General features: G+C 69.0%; 12 protein-coding genes and 1 tRNA gene. 4 read left to right on the forward strand and 9 right to left on the reverse strand.

The genetic code is table 11. The features are described from left to right. Window positions 1–15 precede the first annotated feature (15 nt). Entirely contained in the window at window positions 16–1,515 is a 1,500-nt protein-coding gene (locus tag ACIOSY_RS14630) for a sensor histidine kinase (protein WP_400854520.1), read from the forward strand. 31 nt (window positions 1,516–1,546) lie between these two features. Here ACIOSY_RS14630 and ACIOSY_RS14635 read toward each other — a convergent pair whose 3' ends face one another. The 6 genes from ACIOSY_RS14635 to ACIOSY_RS14660 form a co-directional block, all read right to left on the reverse strand. Beyond that, window positions 1,547–3,121, reverse strand: coding sequence for an FAD-dependent oxidoreductase (locus ACIOSY_RS14635; RefSeq protein ID WP_400854522.1), 1,575 nt, complete (start codon window positions 3,119–3,121; stop codon window positions 1,547–1,549). Between the two features lie 15 nt (window positions 3,122–3,136). Continuing rightward, window positions 3,137–4,000, reverse strand: coding sequence for an FAD:protein FMN transferase (locus ACIOSY_RS14640; protein WP_400854524.1), 864 nt, complete (start codon window positions 3,998–4,000; stop codon window positions 3,137–3,139). A gap of 6 nt (window positions 4,001–4,006) precedes the next feature. Next, window positions 4,007–4,486, reverse strand: a complete 480-nt coding sequence (locus tag ACIOSY_RS14645; protein ID WP_400854526.1) for an FMN-binding protein — start codon at window positions 4,484–4,486, stop codon at window positions 4,007–4,009. A gap of 109 nt (window positions 4,487–4,595) precedes the next feature. Then, window positions 4,596–5,630, reverse strand: coding sequence for a ribose-phosphate diphosphokinase (locus tag ACIOSY_RS14650; protein WP_400854528.1), 1,035 nt, complete (start codon window positions 5,628–5,630; stop codon window positions 4,596–4,598). Window positions 5,631–5,637: 7 nt separating this feature from the next. Further along, window positions 5,638–7,068, reverse strand: coding sequence for a bifunctional UDP-N-acetylglucosamine diphosphorylase/glucosamine-1-phosphate N-acetyltransferase GlmU (gene glmU, locus ACIOSY_RS14655; RefSeq protein ID WP_400854530.1), 1,431 nt, complete (start codon window positions 7,066–7,068; stop codon window positions 5,638–5,640). A 1-nt stretch (window position 7,069) separates the two neighbouring features. Continuing rightward, window positions 7,070–7,141 (reverse strand) — tRNA-Gln (locus ACIOSY_RS14660). A gap of 117 nt (window positions 7,142–7,258) precedes the next feature. Here ACIOSY_RS14660 and ACIOSY_RS14665 point away from each other — a divergent pair. The 3 genes from ACIOSY_RS14665 to ACIOSY_RS14675 are packed head-to-tail and all read left to right on the forward strand — an operon-like array spanning window position 7,259 to window position 9,256. Continuing rightward, window positions 7,259–7,771, forward strand: a complete 513-nt coding sequence (locus tag ACIOSY_RS14665) for a GNAT family N-acetyltransferase (protein ID WP_400854532.1) — start codon at window positions 7,259–7,261, stop codon at window positions 7,769–7,771. Next, window positions 7,768–8,262 carry a MarR family winged helix-turn-helix transcriptional regulator gene (locus tag ACIOSY_RS14670; protein WP_400854534.1) on the forward strand — a complete coding sequence of 165 codons (495 nt, stop codon included), beginning with the start codon at window positions 7,768–7,770 and terminating at the stop codon, window positions 8,260–8,262. Before ACIOSY_RS14665 ends, ACIOSY_RS14670 begins: the two co-directional genes overlap by 4 nt. 19 nt (window positions 8,263–8,281) lie before the next feature. Continuing rightward, window positions 8,282–9,256, forward strand: a complete 975-nt coding sequence (locus tag ACIOSY_RS14675) for a pseudouridine synthase (RefSeq protein ID WP_400854536.1) — start codon at window positions 8,282–8,284, stop codon at window positions 9,254–9,256. On the opposite strand, the gene ACIOSY_RS14680 is transcribed toward ACIOSY_RS14675, so the two are convergent. From ACIOSY_RS14680 to ACIOSY_RS14690, 3 genes are all read right to left on the reverse strand, one after another. Further along, entirely contained in the window at window positions 9,243–9,902 is a 660-nt protein-coding gene (locus ACIOSY_RS14680) for a methionine ABC transporter permease (RefSeq protein ID WP_400854538.1), read from the reverse strand. The two genes, ACIOSY_RS14675 and ACIOSY_RS14680, sit on opposite strands and share 14 nt — an antisense overlap. Further along, complete coding sequence (locus tag ACIOSY_RS14685; RefSeq protein WP_400854541.1) at window positions 9,902–10,945, reverse strand: methionine ABC transporter ATP-binding protein; 1,044 nt, start codon at window positions 10,943–10,945, stop codon at window positions 9,902–9,904. Before ACIOSY_RS14685 ends, ACIOSY_RS14680 begins: the two co-directional genes overlap by 1 nt. A gap of 95 nt (window positions 10,946–11,040) precedes the next feature. Beyond that, window positions 11,041–11,952 carry a MetQ/NlpA family ABC transporter substrate-binding protein gene (locus ACIOSY_RS14690; protein ID WP_400854544.1) on the reverse strand — a complete coding sequence of 304 codons (912 nt, stop codon included), beginning with the start codon at window positions 11,950–11,952 and terminating at the stop codon, window positions 11,041–11,043. Window positions 11,953–12,001: the final 49 nt, after the last annotated feature.

Raw genomic sequence — 12,001 nt, forward strand, 5'->3', positions numbered from 1 at the left:
ATGGCGCCCCGACCGATGAGTCTGCAGACACGGCTCATGACCGCCGTGATCGGGTTCGTCTCGCTCATCCTCGTGATCGTCGCGGTCATCACGAGCGCGACGCTCGGAAGCACCCTGGAGCGTCAGCTCGACGACAAGGTGTACGGCTACGCCGCGTCGGTCTCGAACATCATCAAGCAGACATCGCCGAACCTCGCCACGGCCGAGTACGTCATGTCGGGTCGCGGCGGGGTCGCGCCCGGACTCCTCGTTGTCGTGCAGAACCCGACATCGGGGATCGACGGGGTCGTCGCCTCGAACACCGCGGGCGAGTTCAGTGACAGCACGGACACGCTGACGAACGCGCAACTCGTCCAGATCGCCGATGCCCTCACCGGCGCGCATGTCGCCGACGTCACGATCGACGGCCTCGGCTCCTATCGTGTCACCGCGACCACCACGAACTCCGGTCTCGTCGTCGTCACCGGTCTCCCCCGCAACGAGATCCAGCGGCAGCTCACGACACTGCTCACCGTCATCGCCCTCGCCACCATCGGTGGGCTCATCCTGCTCGCGCTCACCACGGCGATCACCATCCGTGTGGGCCTGCGTCCTCTGCGCGCGGTCGCGGCCACCGCGACGCGCGTGGCCAACCAGCCGCTCGACCGCGGCGAGGTGACCATCACCGAGCGCATCCCGGCATCCGAGGCCGATCCGCGCACCGAGGCCGGCCTCGTCGGCGCCTCTTTGAACAAGCTGCTCGACCATGTGAACACCTCGCTCGCGTCGCGGCAGAAGAACGAAGAGCGCATGCGGCGCTTCGTCGCCGACGCCAGCCACGAGCTGCGCACTCCCCTCGCCTCGATCCGGGGGTACTCGGAGCTGTCGCTGCGCGCCCTGAAGCAGGGGACGCCGGCCGATGCGATCGAGGGCACGACCACGTCGCTCGAGCGCATCCAGGCCCAGTCCCTGCGGATGACCCGGCTCGTCGAAGACCTTCTACTGCTCGCCCGACTCGATGAGGGACGCGAACTCGTCTACGGCACCGTCGACCTCGCCCAGCTCGCGCTGGAGGGCCTGGCGGATGCCCGCCCCACCGCGGTCGACCATCACTGGAACATCGAGGTGCCGGATGAGCCGGTCGTCGTCGTGGGCGACGCCGGACGCATGCACCAGGTCGTCGCGAACCTGCTCGCGAACGCGCGCACGCATACGCCCGCCGGAACGACGATCACCCTGACCGTGAGCCGGGAAGACGACGAAGCCGTTCTCCGCGTGCACGACGACGGTCCGGGGATCGACCCCGGTGTGCGCGATGAGCTGTTCGCCCGATTCGCCCGTGGCGACAGCTCGCGCGCCCGGCAGACCGGAGGCACCGGACTCGGTCTCGCGATCGCCAAGGCGATCGTCGAAGGTCACGGCGGCTTCCTCACGGTGGCGAGCGAGCCCGGTGACACGACCTTCACCGTGCGGATTCCCGTGAGCCCGGCATCCGCGGCGCCCACCGGCGACGCGTCCGCACCCGACGCCGACTGATCCGCGCGCCGCAGCCGACGCGGCTCGCCGCTCAGTACCCGGCGAAAGCGTCGGTCGTCAGCGAGTGCGCCTTCTGCAGCGCGGGCGCCAGGTCGGCGATCAGGCGCGGCGGGCCCGAGATGAATGCGTGGCGGCCGGCGATGTCGGGGACGACGCGTTCCAGCCCCTCGGCGTCGAGGCGGATGCCGCGCGCCCAGGTCCAGTGCGCCGGAAGGTCGGCGGGTTCGTCGCGCGTGAACACCACGACGCGCGCGTCGGTCGCTGCGAGCTCGTCACGGAACGCGAGTTCGCTCGCATCGGCGGCGACGTAGACCAGCACGATGTCGCGCTGCACGCCGGTCGCCTGCAGCTGACGCAGCTGCGAGACGAACGGCGTGACACCGATACCGGCCGCCACCATGAGCACGGGTGCCTCACCGCGCGGCAGGATGAAGTCGCCCCAGGTGCCGGTCACGGCGAGCGTCGTACCCGGCTCGGCGGCGGCGAGGGCGCGCTTGTAGCTGGACGGATGCTTCTGGTCGCCGTTCTTGTAGGCGATGCGCAGGGTGGGCAGGTCGGCCGGCGCCGAGACGATGCTGAACTCGCGGCGCGTGCCGCGGGCATCCGGCCGGTGGTGCGGCACGTCGAGCTCGAGGTACTGCCCGGGGAGGAAGGCGACCTTGCCCTTCGCCCGGAAGGTGAGTTCCTGCGCGGTGGGCGTCACGAAGGCGCGCTTCTCGAGCACGAGACGCACGGAGCCCCGCACGGCGAAGGCGAAGGCCAGCAGGTTGCCGATGAGCAGAGCGCGCTCCTGGCCGAGCGTGAAGATACCCGCGACCGAGATCGGCCACCCTGCGAGAACGCCGACGGTCGCGGCGACCGCGAACTGCTGCCAGCGGCGCGGCGGGAGGGTGAGCGGTTCGGACAGCATGAACGCGCCGAGGAAAAGGAACGGCGACTGCAGCAGGGCGAACGAGAAGGCGGTACCGAGGTCGGTCGCGAAGCCCGCTTCCTGGGCCTGCACGAACTGGCGGAGCACCGACGTCGCCAGCGCCACGACGAGGAACAGGAGCACCACGCGCACCTTCTCCGTGCGCCAGAGCACCGCGAGGCCGAGCAGGAGCACGGGAATCGTCAGCGACGGCGTGCCGACCCACCACGATGACGAGGTGCCCAGCCACGGCAGCTCGCCGAACGAGCCCAGGATCGAGACGAACGCCGCGCCGAATGCTGCGGGGTTGAGGATGTGGCGCCCCCGCCAGGCGATGAGGTACTTCGACAGGCTCGCGACGACCCCCGCGAGAGCGAGGCCGACGATCGCCGGGAGCTCGGCCCCCGGCCGCAGCACGAACAGCAGGATCAGCGCGGTGACCAGCGACGACTCCACCCGCCACGGCAGCCGAAGGATGCGCTGCGTGACGGCATCGACGAGAGAGATCACGATCGCCAGGACCAGGAACGAGACGATCAGTTCGATCGGCGTCGGCGAGGCGATGACGCCCAGAGCCGACAGGACGAGCGCGATCAGCGCCAGTGCGACGAGCGCGAACAGGACCAGTCGGTACATCGACAATGCTCCGAGCAGCGCGAGCACGCGCTGCCGGACGGCGGTGAAGGAACGGATCACAGGGTCAACTCTTCCCTATCCAGGCGGGCGGGTGGTGAAGATCTCGACGGGGCAGCCGGGCGAACGCTGTGCGCGGCCGTCGGTGCTCATGCGCACCCATTCGACGCCCCACCGGGCAGCGAGCTCGGGCCCGCCGTCGAAGAAGAGCGCAGTGGCGACGGCATCCGCGGTCATCGCGTCGGGAGCGATCGCCCAGGTCGCCGCCCAGGTGCGCACGGGCATGCCGGTGCGGGCATCCAGCACATGGTGCAGGCCGTCGCCCCACGCCCGGCGGTTGATCGCCGAGGCGCACAGCGCCTGGTCCCGGATGGTGGCGACCCCGATGGCCCTGGCGGGATCGTACGGATGCTCCAGAGCGATGCGCGTCTCGCCACCGCGCACGGCCAGATCGCCGCCGGCATCGACGACCACGCGTCCGGAGACGCCGTCGAGGGCCCCGAGCACGAGATCGACGAGGCGTCCTTTGCCGAGCGCGCCCACATCGACCGTCGCGGGTCCGTCGAGCGTCAGCGAGTCGGCCGTCCAGCGCAGACGATCGGGCCAGGATGCCGGGGCTGCGAGCGGCTCGCTCGCGACCAACGAGTACGCGGCGTCGTATCCGAGCGCGCTCAGGCTGTCGCCCACGAGGGGGTTCACTGCACCGGCGGTCGCGAGCGAGAGCTCACGGTAGGCGTCGAGCATCGCGCCGGCATCTGCCGCCGAGAGCGCGCCGCCCTCGCGGCCCAGCCGCGAGACCTCGGAATCGTCGCGGAACCGCGACCACTCCCGATCGAACCGATCGATGATGTCGCGCACGGTCGCGCGCGCCTTCGGCGAGAGCTCGACCACGGTCTCGATCTCCCAGCGCGTGCCGATCGCCTCGAACCGCCAGGTCTCCATGGGAGATCAGGCGGCTGCCTGCTCCTTGATGTCTTCCACGGCGAGGTTGAAGCCGCCGCTGGTGAGCGACGACCCGGCGACACGGTCGACGTCGAGGTCGTCGATCGCGACACCCACGACCTCGTCGGCGATGCCGTCGATGAAGGCGCCCTGGTACTGCTCGGTCTCGGAGGCCTTCGGGTCGCCCGTCACCTCGACGTCGGTCACCACGCCGTCGGCGAGGGTGAGCGTGACCGAGATCTCCTCGACCGTCTCGGGCGTCTGGTACGAGCCGTCGGCGGTGTAGGTGCCATCGGCGTAGGTGGAGGTGGCGTCGGAGCCGGACGACTCCGAACCGGTGCTCGAGTCCGAGGTGGATTCGGTGGTGGGGGCCGCGCCGTCGGAGTCCGCAGGAGTGCTCGCGCATCCTGCGAGGACGAGGAGTCCCGCGACTCCGATGAGGGCGGAGCCCTTTCGGACAGAGGTCGGTACGGTGCTGCGGATCATGATGGTCCTCCCGGCTCGGTGTCTGTCGACCTGATGTCGATGATTCGAGCGTAGGAAGCCCGGCTATGTACCGGCTGCGCCGTGTCGAGGCAGCCCCTATGGATCGGGACTACGCGTCTCCGCCGAACATGCTCGTGACGGAGCCGTCTTCGAAGACCTCGTGGATCGCACGGGCGAGCAGCGGGGCGATCGGCAGGATCGTGAGCTTGTCCCAGCGGCGAGACTCGGTCAACGGGATGGTGTCGGTGATGACGACCTCGTCGATCGATGCGTCCTGCAGGCGCTCGGATGCCGGATCGCTGAAGATCGCGTGCGTCGCCGCCACGATCACGCGGTGCGCACCCGCCGCCTTGAGCGCCTGAGCGGCCTTGACGATGGTGCCACCGGTGTCGATCATGTCGTCGACGAGCAGGCAGGTGCGGCCTTCGACCGTTCCGACGATCTCGTGCACGGACACCTGGTTGGCGACCTTCGGGTCGCGACGCTTGTGGATGATCGCCAGCGGCGCCCCCAGGCTGTCCGACCAGGTGTCGGCGACGCGCACGCGGCCCATGTCGGGCGACACGACCGTGAGGATCTCGCGGTCTGCCGGCGACAGGGTGCGCTGGAAGTAGTCGAGCAGCACAGGCTTCGCGAAGAGGTGGTCGACGGGTCCGTCGAAGAAGCCCTGGATCTGGGCGGCGTGCAGGTCAACGCTCATGACGCGGTCGGCGCCCGCGGTCTTGAGCAGATCGGCGACGAGGCGGGCACTGATCGGCTCACGGCCGCGGCCCTTCTTGTCCTGACGCGAATACGGATAGTACGGCGCGACGACCGTGATGCGCTTGGCGGAGGCGCGCTTGGCGGCGTCGATCATGATGAGCGTCTCCATGAGCCACTCGTTGACCGGTTCGCCGAACGTCTGGATGAGGAAGAGATCGACACCGCGGATCGACACCTCGAAGCGGGCGTAGATCTCGCCCGACGCGAAGGTGCGGTGCTCGACCGGAGCGTTCTCGGTGCCCAGCGCCTCGGCCACGGCCGCGGTGAGTGCAGGGTGGGAACGTCCCCCTGCGACGACGAGTCGCTTCTTGGTCTTCGCGATGATTCCGGGGGCTACCCCGTTGTCGCGATCCAGATCGACCGTCTTCTTCTTGCGCGCCATAGCCTGCCTATTCCGCCGATCGTTCGCGAGCTGCGGCATCCGCCGCGCCCGTCCCTGCTCTGTTCTTCTCGACCCAGCCTTCGACGTTGCGCTGAGGTGCGACGGTCATGGCCAGCGCTCCGGCCGGAACATCCTTGCGGACCACCGCGCCGGCGCCGGTCTTCGCGCCATTGCCAAGCCTAACGGGCGCGACGAGCACCGTGTGCGAGCCGGTGTGCACCTCGTCGCCGATCACGGTGCGGTGCTTGTTCACGTCGTCGTAGTTGGCGGTGATCGTGCTCGCGCCGAGATTGACACCGCGACCGATCGTCGCGTCACCGACGTACGAGAGGTGCGGAACCTTGCTGCCCTCGCCGATCTCGGCGTTCTTCGTCTCGACGTAGGCGCCGATCTTGCCGCGGGCACCCAGGATGGTGCCGGGGCGCAGGAACGAGAACGGTCCGACGGTCGCCTCGGCGCCGATCACGGCGAGCGTGGCATCGGTGCGACGCACGACGGCCCCCTCACCGACCTCGCAGTCGACGAGCGAGGTGTCGGGACCGATGGTGGCTCCCGCGGCGATGGTGGTCGCGCGCAGGATCTGCGTGTTCGGCAGGATCGTCACGTCGGGGGCGAGCGTGGCGTCGTCGTCGATCCAGGTCGTCGCGGGATCGACGACCGTCACGCCCTCGCGCTGCCAGCGGCGCACGATGCGGTCGTTGAGCACGCGCCCCGCCTCGGCCAGCTGTACGCGGTCGTTGATGCCGAAGGTCGACGCCGTGTCGACGGCGATCTCGGCGGCGACGGGCTGATCGGCACCGCGGAGGAGCTCGATCACCGTGGTGAGGTACACCTCGCCCTGGGCGTTGTCCTGTCCGACACGGGCGAGGAACGTGCGCAGCTCGGGAGCACGGAACACGTAGACGCCGGCGTTGATCTCGGTGACGGCGGCTTCCTCGGCCGATGCGTCCTTCTGCTCGACGATGCGCTGCACGGCGCCGTCGGCGTCGCGGATGACGCGTCCGTATCCGGTCGGGTCGTCGAGGCGCGCGCTGAGGAGCGTGGCGGCAGCGGAGGCGGCGCGGTGCCCCTGGATCAGCGCGCGGAGTGTGTCGACCTCGAGCAGCGGCACATCGCCCGACAGCACCAGCACGTCGCCGGCGAAGTCGCTCGGGAGGGCGTCGATCGCGACCTGCACCGCGCGCCCGGTGCCGGGCACGTCGTCCTGATCGATGAAGATCGCATCCGGGTAGTCCGCGGCGAGAGCGGCGACGACCTGGTCGCGCTCGTGCCGCACGACGACCTCGATGTGGTCGGCGCCGAGCACGGCCGCGGTGGTCAGCACATGGCCGACGAGGGGCCGGCCGCCGATCGGGTGCAGCACCTTGGGCAGCCGCGACTTCATTCGCGTGCCCTGGCCCGCAGCGAGGATGATGATCGCGAGGTTATTGACTGTCATGCTCCGCCGCCAGGACTCGAACCTAGACCTAACAGCTCCAAAGGCTGTCGTGCTGCCATTACACCACGGCGGACCGCGGCATCCACGAGGATGCCGCCCGATAAGTCTGCCACGTCCGCGCCGCGCTGCCTGTGCGTATCGGTGCGGGCCGTGTCATCCTCGTGAAACACGGCTCTGGGATGCTGCGGGGATGAGCATCCTGATCGGACGGGTCACCGTCGCCTCCCCCGAACTCGCCGAGTTCCTCCTCGCCCACCACGCCGACATGTCGGGAACGGCACCGACCGAGAGCCAGCACGCGCTTCCGCTCGACGGCCTGCTCGTTCCGGGGGTACGTCTGTTCACTGCACGCGAGGGAGACGACCTGGTCGCGACGGGTGCGCTGGCCACCATCGACGGCTCTCACGAAGAGCTCAAGTCGATGCGGACCGATCCGCAGCGCCGCGGCCGGGGCCTGGGTGCGATGATGCTCGCCGCCCTGCTCGACGACGCGTCGGAACGCGGCATCCGCCGGGTGTCGCTCGAGACCGGGAGCGCCGACTTCTTCCGTCCGGCGCGCGCTCTGTACGCCCGCGCCGGGTTCGTGGAATGCGCTCCGTTCGGCCGGTACGCCGTCGATCCGCACAGCACGTTCATGACCGTCGCACTGGCTCCGGCGTCGGACGGGGCATCCCGCGCGCGATACGCGATAATGGACGGATGAGCGCAACGGACGAGGTCGACAGGATCGTCGGCGCGTGGAACACGCAGCGCCCCGACCTCGACTTCTCGCCTCTCGAAGTGCTGTCGCGCATGGACCGCCTCTCGCGTCACCTCGATCGCGCACGGCGCGACGTCTTCCGGCGCAGCGACCTCGAGTCCTGGGAATGGGACGTGCTCTCGGCGCTGCGCCGAGCGGGCGCCCCGTTCCAGCTCTCCCCCAAGCAGCTGCTGCAGCAGACCCTGGTCTCCAGCGGCACCATGACCAACCGCATCGACCGGCTCGTCGCGCGTCGCCTGGTGCTCCGCGAAGCCGATCCCGGCGATGGCCGGAGCATCCTCGTCACGCTCACCGACGACGGACGCATGCGTGTGGATGCCGCGATCACGCGCCTCGTCGATGTCGAAGCCGACCTGCTGCAGGCGCTGTCGCGCGCGGACCGCGAGCGCCTGGCCGGGCTGCTGCGCAAGCTCAGCCTCAGCTTCGACGCGTGATCGGGGTCGACTGATGGCCATGCTCTCTCCTCTGCCCGCCCGCGACGGCGTCGGCGCGACGCGCCTGCACGTGCCGATGAGCGGGCCGTGGTCGACGGTCGCGGACTACATGGTCGAGCGCTTCTTCCACATCGATGCCGAGACACTGCGGGAGCGATTCGACCGCGGAGAGATCGTCGCCCGCGATGCGAGTCCGCTCAGCCGCGACACTCCCCTGGGCGCGGAGGAGTTCATCTGGTACTTCCGCGAACCGCCGGCGGAGACCGAGATCCCGTTCGCGATCGAGGTGATCCATCAGGACGACGACCTGGTCGTCGTCGACAAGCCGCACTTCCTGCCGACGACGCCGGGCGGCAAGTATCTGCAGAATTCCGCGCTGGTGCGCCTGCGCAATCTGCTCGGCAACGCCGATCTCGCACCGATCCACCGCCTGGATCGCGCCACGGCGGGTCTGCTGATGTTCTCCGCCCGCCGCGAGACGCGCGGTGCCTATCAGCTGCTCTTCCAGAGGCGGACGGTGCAGAAGGTCTACGAGGCGGTGTCCGCACGGCCCGCGGACTGGGACGCCGAGAAGCCGGAGCTGGCGGGGCATCCGTTCCCCGTCGTCTACCGCAACCACATCATCAAGGCCCGCGGTCAGGTGTGCGTGCAGGTCGACGCCGAACGCGAGCCCAACTCGGAGACGCTCATCGAGCTGCTCGGCAGCGACGATCGGGTCGTGCACACACTGCTGCGCCCGCACAGCGGCAAGATGCACCAGCTGCGCGTGCACCTCGCGGCCCTCGGCATGGGCATCCTCAACGACGGCTTCTACCCCGAGCTGCTGCCCGAGACGCCCGACGACTACGCGCGCCCGCTGCAGCTGCTCGCCCGCGAGCTGCGGTTCATCGATCCGGTCTCCGGCGCCGAGAGCGTATTCGTCTCACGCCGCAGCCTGCAGGATGCTCCTGTGGCGGATACTCCTGTGCCGAACGCGGACGTCAGCGACGCATGATCTTGCGCGCCAGGCGCGTGCCGAGCAGCTGCACCAGGTGCACGAACACCACGATGAGAGCGATCGCCGCCCACATCACCACCGGCTCGAACTGACGGAAGCCGTAGATCTGGGCGAACGCACCGAGGCCGCCACCACCGATCAGACCCGCCATCGCCGTCATGTCGATGAGCGCCACGACGATGAACGTGTAGCCGAGGATCAGCGGTCCGAGCGACTCGGGGATCGCGACGGTGAAGAGGATGCGCAGGGGGCCAGCGCCCATCGCGCGAGCGGCCTCGATCACGCCGGGCGACACCGAGACGAGGTGCTGCTCGACGATGCGTCCGATCGCGAACGACGCGGCGAGGGCGATGATGAACGCCCCGGCGGTCGTGCCGATGCCGACGCCGACGACCACGCGGGCGAAGGGCTGGGCGACCGCCATGAAGATGACGAACGGGATGGGGCGGAAGACGTTGACCGCGAGGTTCGCGAGCATCGACACGGCCCGGTTCTGCAGCAGACCGCCGGGGCGCGTCACGTAGAGGATGATGCCGATCAGCAGACCGAGCACGCCACCCAGGACGAGAGCGAACGACGTCATGTACAGCGTCTCGAGCGCGGCGGCCCAGAATTCGGGGGCCAGTTCCTGCAGACGATCCATCAGAGGGCCTCCTCTCGCGCGATCTCGGTGACTTCGACGCGTTCGCCGATCGTCGCGAGAGTGCGGTCGATCGCGGCGCTCTCACCGCGGATCGCGAGTGTGAGGTGCCCGAAGGCCCTCCCGCGGATGTCGTTGATGCCGCCGTACACGAGCTCGAAGTCGAGCCCGGCGCTCGCCAGATCGAGGAACACCTGTGCCTGCGACGAGTCGCCGTCTCGGAACGAGAACGTGACCAGGCGTCCGCGGTGGCGTTCGCGCAGCACCGAGAGCTCGGCAGGCGACGGGATGCCCTTGACCACGGTGCCCACGAAGCGCTGGGACGCGGGGTTCTGAGGGGCCGAGAAGACGTCGAAGACGTCGCCCTGCTCGATGACGCGCCCGCGCTCCATCACGGCCACCTTCGTGGCGATCGTCTGGATCACGTCCATCTCGTGGGTGATGACGACGATGGTGACTCCCTGCTCCTGATTGACCCGCTTGAGCAGGTCGAGCACCTCGTGCGTGGTCTGCGGGTCGAGCGCGCTGGTCGCCTCGTCGGCGAGCAGGATCGCCGGCCCCGTGGCGAGAGCGCGGGCGATGCCGACGCGCTGCTTCTGACCGCCCGAGAGCTGCTCGGGGTAGGCCTTGGCCTTGTCGGAGAGGCCCACGAACGAGAGCAGCTCGGTGACCCTGGTCTCGATGTCGGCCTTCGACCAGCCGGCGAGCTTGAGCGGGTAGGCGATGTTCGCCCGCACCGTGCGCGACGAGAACAGGTTGAACTGCTGGAAGATCATGCCGATGCCGCCGCGGACCTTGCGCAGCTCGCTCTCGCGGAGCGACGTCACATCGACGCCGTCGACGTGGATCGTGCCGCCCGTCGCCGGTTCGAGCGCGTTGATCAGGCGGACGAGGGTCGATTTGCCGGCGCCGGAGTATCCGATGATCCCGAAGACGTCGCCCTTCTCGATCGAGAGGGTGACGTCATCGACGGCGACGATCTCGGCGTCGCCCGGAGTGCGGGACGGATACGCCTTCGACACGTTGGTCAGGCTCACGATCGGCATGTGGTGCTCCGTGTGGTTGTCGGGAACGACGAATCGGGTGACGCACGAAGCGCCACCCGATTCTCTCGCATCAGGCGGGGTTACTCCCGCCTCGATCACTTGTTCGCTGCGGTGTCCTTCTGGACCTTCGCGAGCGAGGCGACCAGGTCGGCGACCGGCGTCTGCACGGCGACCGCGGTGTTGCCGGAGGACTCGAGCAGAGCAGCCTGCACGTCCTCGTCGGTCTGGAAGATCTCGACGAGCTTGAGGTACGTCTCGTTGTCGGCGTCGTCGGCACGCGCCGCGAAGATGTTCACGTACGGCAGGGCGTTCGGGTCTTCGGGGTCGTCCTGGGCGATCGCGTCGTCGAACGTGAGTCCGGCGTCCTCGACGAAGTCGTTGTTGATGATCGCCGCGGCGACATCGGGCAGCGACGTCGGGATGAGCGCGGCTTCGAGGGCCGTGACCTTCACCTTGGACTTGTCGGTGTCGACGTCGGCCAGGTCGGAGAAGATCGTGCCGCCGCTCTTGAGCTCGACGAGCCCGGCGGACTGGAGCACGAGCAGCGCACGCGCCTGGTTCGAGGCGTCATCCGGGACGGCGACGGTCTCGCCCTCGGGGATGCTGTCGACGTCGTCGAACTTGGTCGAGTACAGGCCCAGCGGGTAGATCGCGGTCGAACCGACGGGAGTCAGGTCGGAGCCCGAGTCCTCGTTGTAGCCGGCGAGGTACACGATGTGCTGGAACTGGTTGAGGTCGATCTCGCCCTCGCTCAGAGCCGGGTTCGGCTGCTCGTACGAGCCGAAGTCGACGATCTCGACCTCGATGCCCTCTTCGGCGGCGGCGTCGACGAACGCCGGCCACTGCGGGTCGCCCTTGCCGACGACGCCGATCTTGACGACCTGGCCCTCCGTCGAACCGGAGTCGCCGGAACCGGCGTCGGAGGATGCGGTGGCGCAGCCGGCGAGCGCGACGAAGAGGGGGACCGCGGCGAGGGCGGCGATGATGGACGTGGTGCGACGGGACATGATGATTCGAGTTCCTCTCTCAGGGACTCACATACGTTAGGCAGGTGTG

The sequence above is a fragment of the Microbacterium sp. NPDC087665 genome (assembly GCF_044743285.1).
GTDB lineage: Bacteria > Actinomycetota > Actinomycetes > Actinomycetales > Microbacteriaceae > Microbacterium.

Excerpts from the sequence above, each read along its gene's own strand:
- ACIOSY_RS14690 (WP_400854544.1), bottom strand. The coding sequence starts at position 11,952 with ATGTCCCGTCGCACCACGTCCATCATCGCCGCCCTCGCCGCGGTCCCC.
- ACIOSY_RS14670 (WP_400854534.1), top strand. The coding sequence starts at position 7,768 with ATGAGCGCAACGGACGAGGTCGACAGGATCGTCGGCGCGTGGAACACG.
- ACIOSY_RS14675 (WP_400854536.1), top strand. The coding sequence starts at position 8,282 with ATGCTCTCTCCTCTGCCCGCCCGCGACGGCGTCGGCGCGACGCGCCTG.
- ACIOSY_RS14640 (WP_400854524.1), bottom strand. The coding sequence starts at position 4,000 with ATGGAGACCTGGCGGTTCGAGGCGATCGGCACGCGCTGGGAGATCGAG.
- ACIOSY_RS14665 (WP_400854532.1), top strand. The coding sequence starts at position 7,259 with ATGAGCATCCTGATCGGACGGGTCACCGTCGCCTCCCCCGAACTCGCC.
- glmU (WP_400854530.1), bottom strand. The coding sequence starts at position 7,068 with ATGACAGTCAATAACCTCGCGATCATCATCCTCGCTGCGGGCCAGGGC.
- ACIOSY_RS14650 (WP_400854528.1), bottom strand. The coding sequence starts at position 5,630 with ATGGCGCGCAAGAAGAAGACGGTCGATCTGGATCGCGACAACGGGGTA.
- ACIOSY_RS14685 (WP_400854541.1), bottom strand. The coding sequence starts at position 10,945 with ATGCCGATCGTGAGCCTGACCAACGTGTCGAAGGCGTATCCGTCCCGC.
- ACIOSY_RS14680 (WP_400854538.1), bottom strand. The coding sequence starts at position 9,902 with ATGGATCGTCTGCAGGAACTGGCCCCCGAATTCTGGGCCGCCGCGCTC.
- ACIOSY_RS14645 (WP_400854526.1), bottom strand. The coding sequence starts at position 4,486 with ATGATCCGCAGCACCGTACCGACCTCTGTCCGAAAGGGCTCCGCCCTC.
- ACIOSY_RS14630 (WP_400854520.1), top strand. The coding sequence starts at position 16 with ATGAGTCTGCAGACACGGCTCATGACCGCCGTGATCGGGTTCGTCTCG.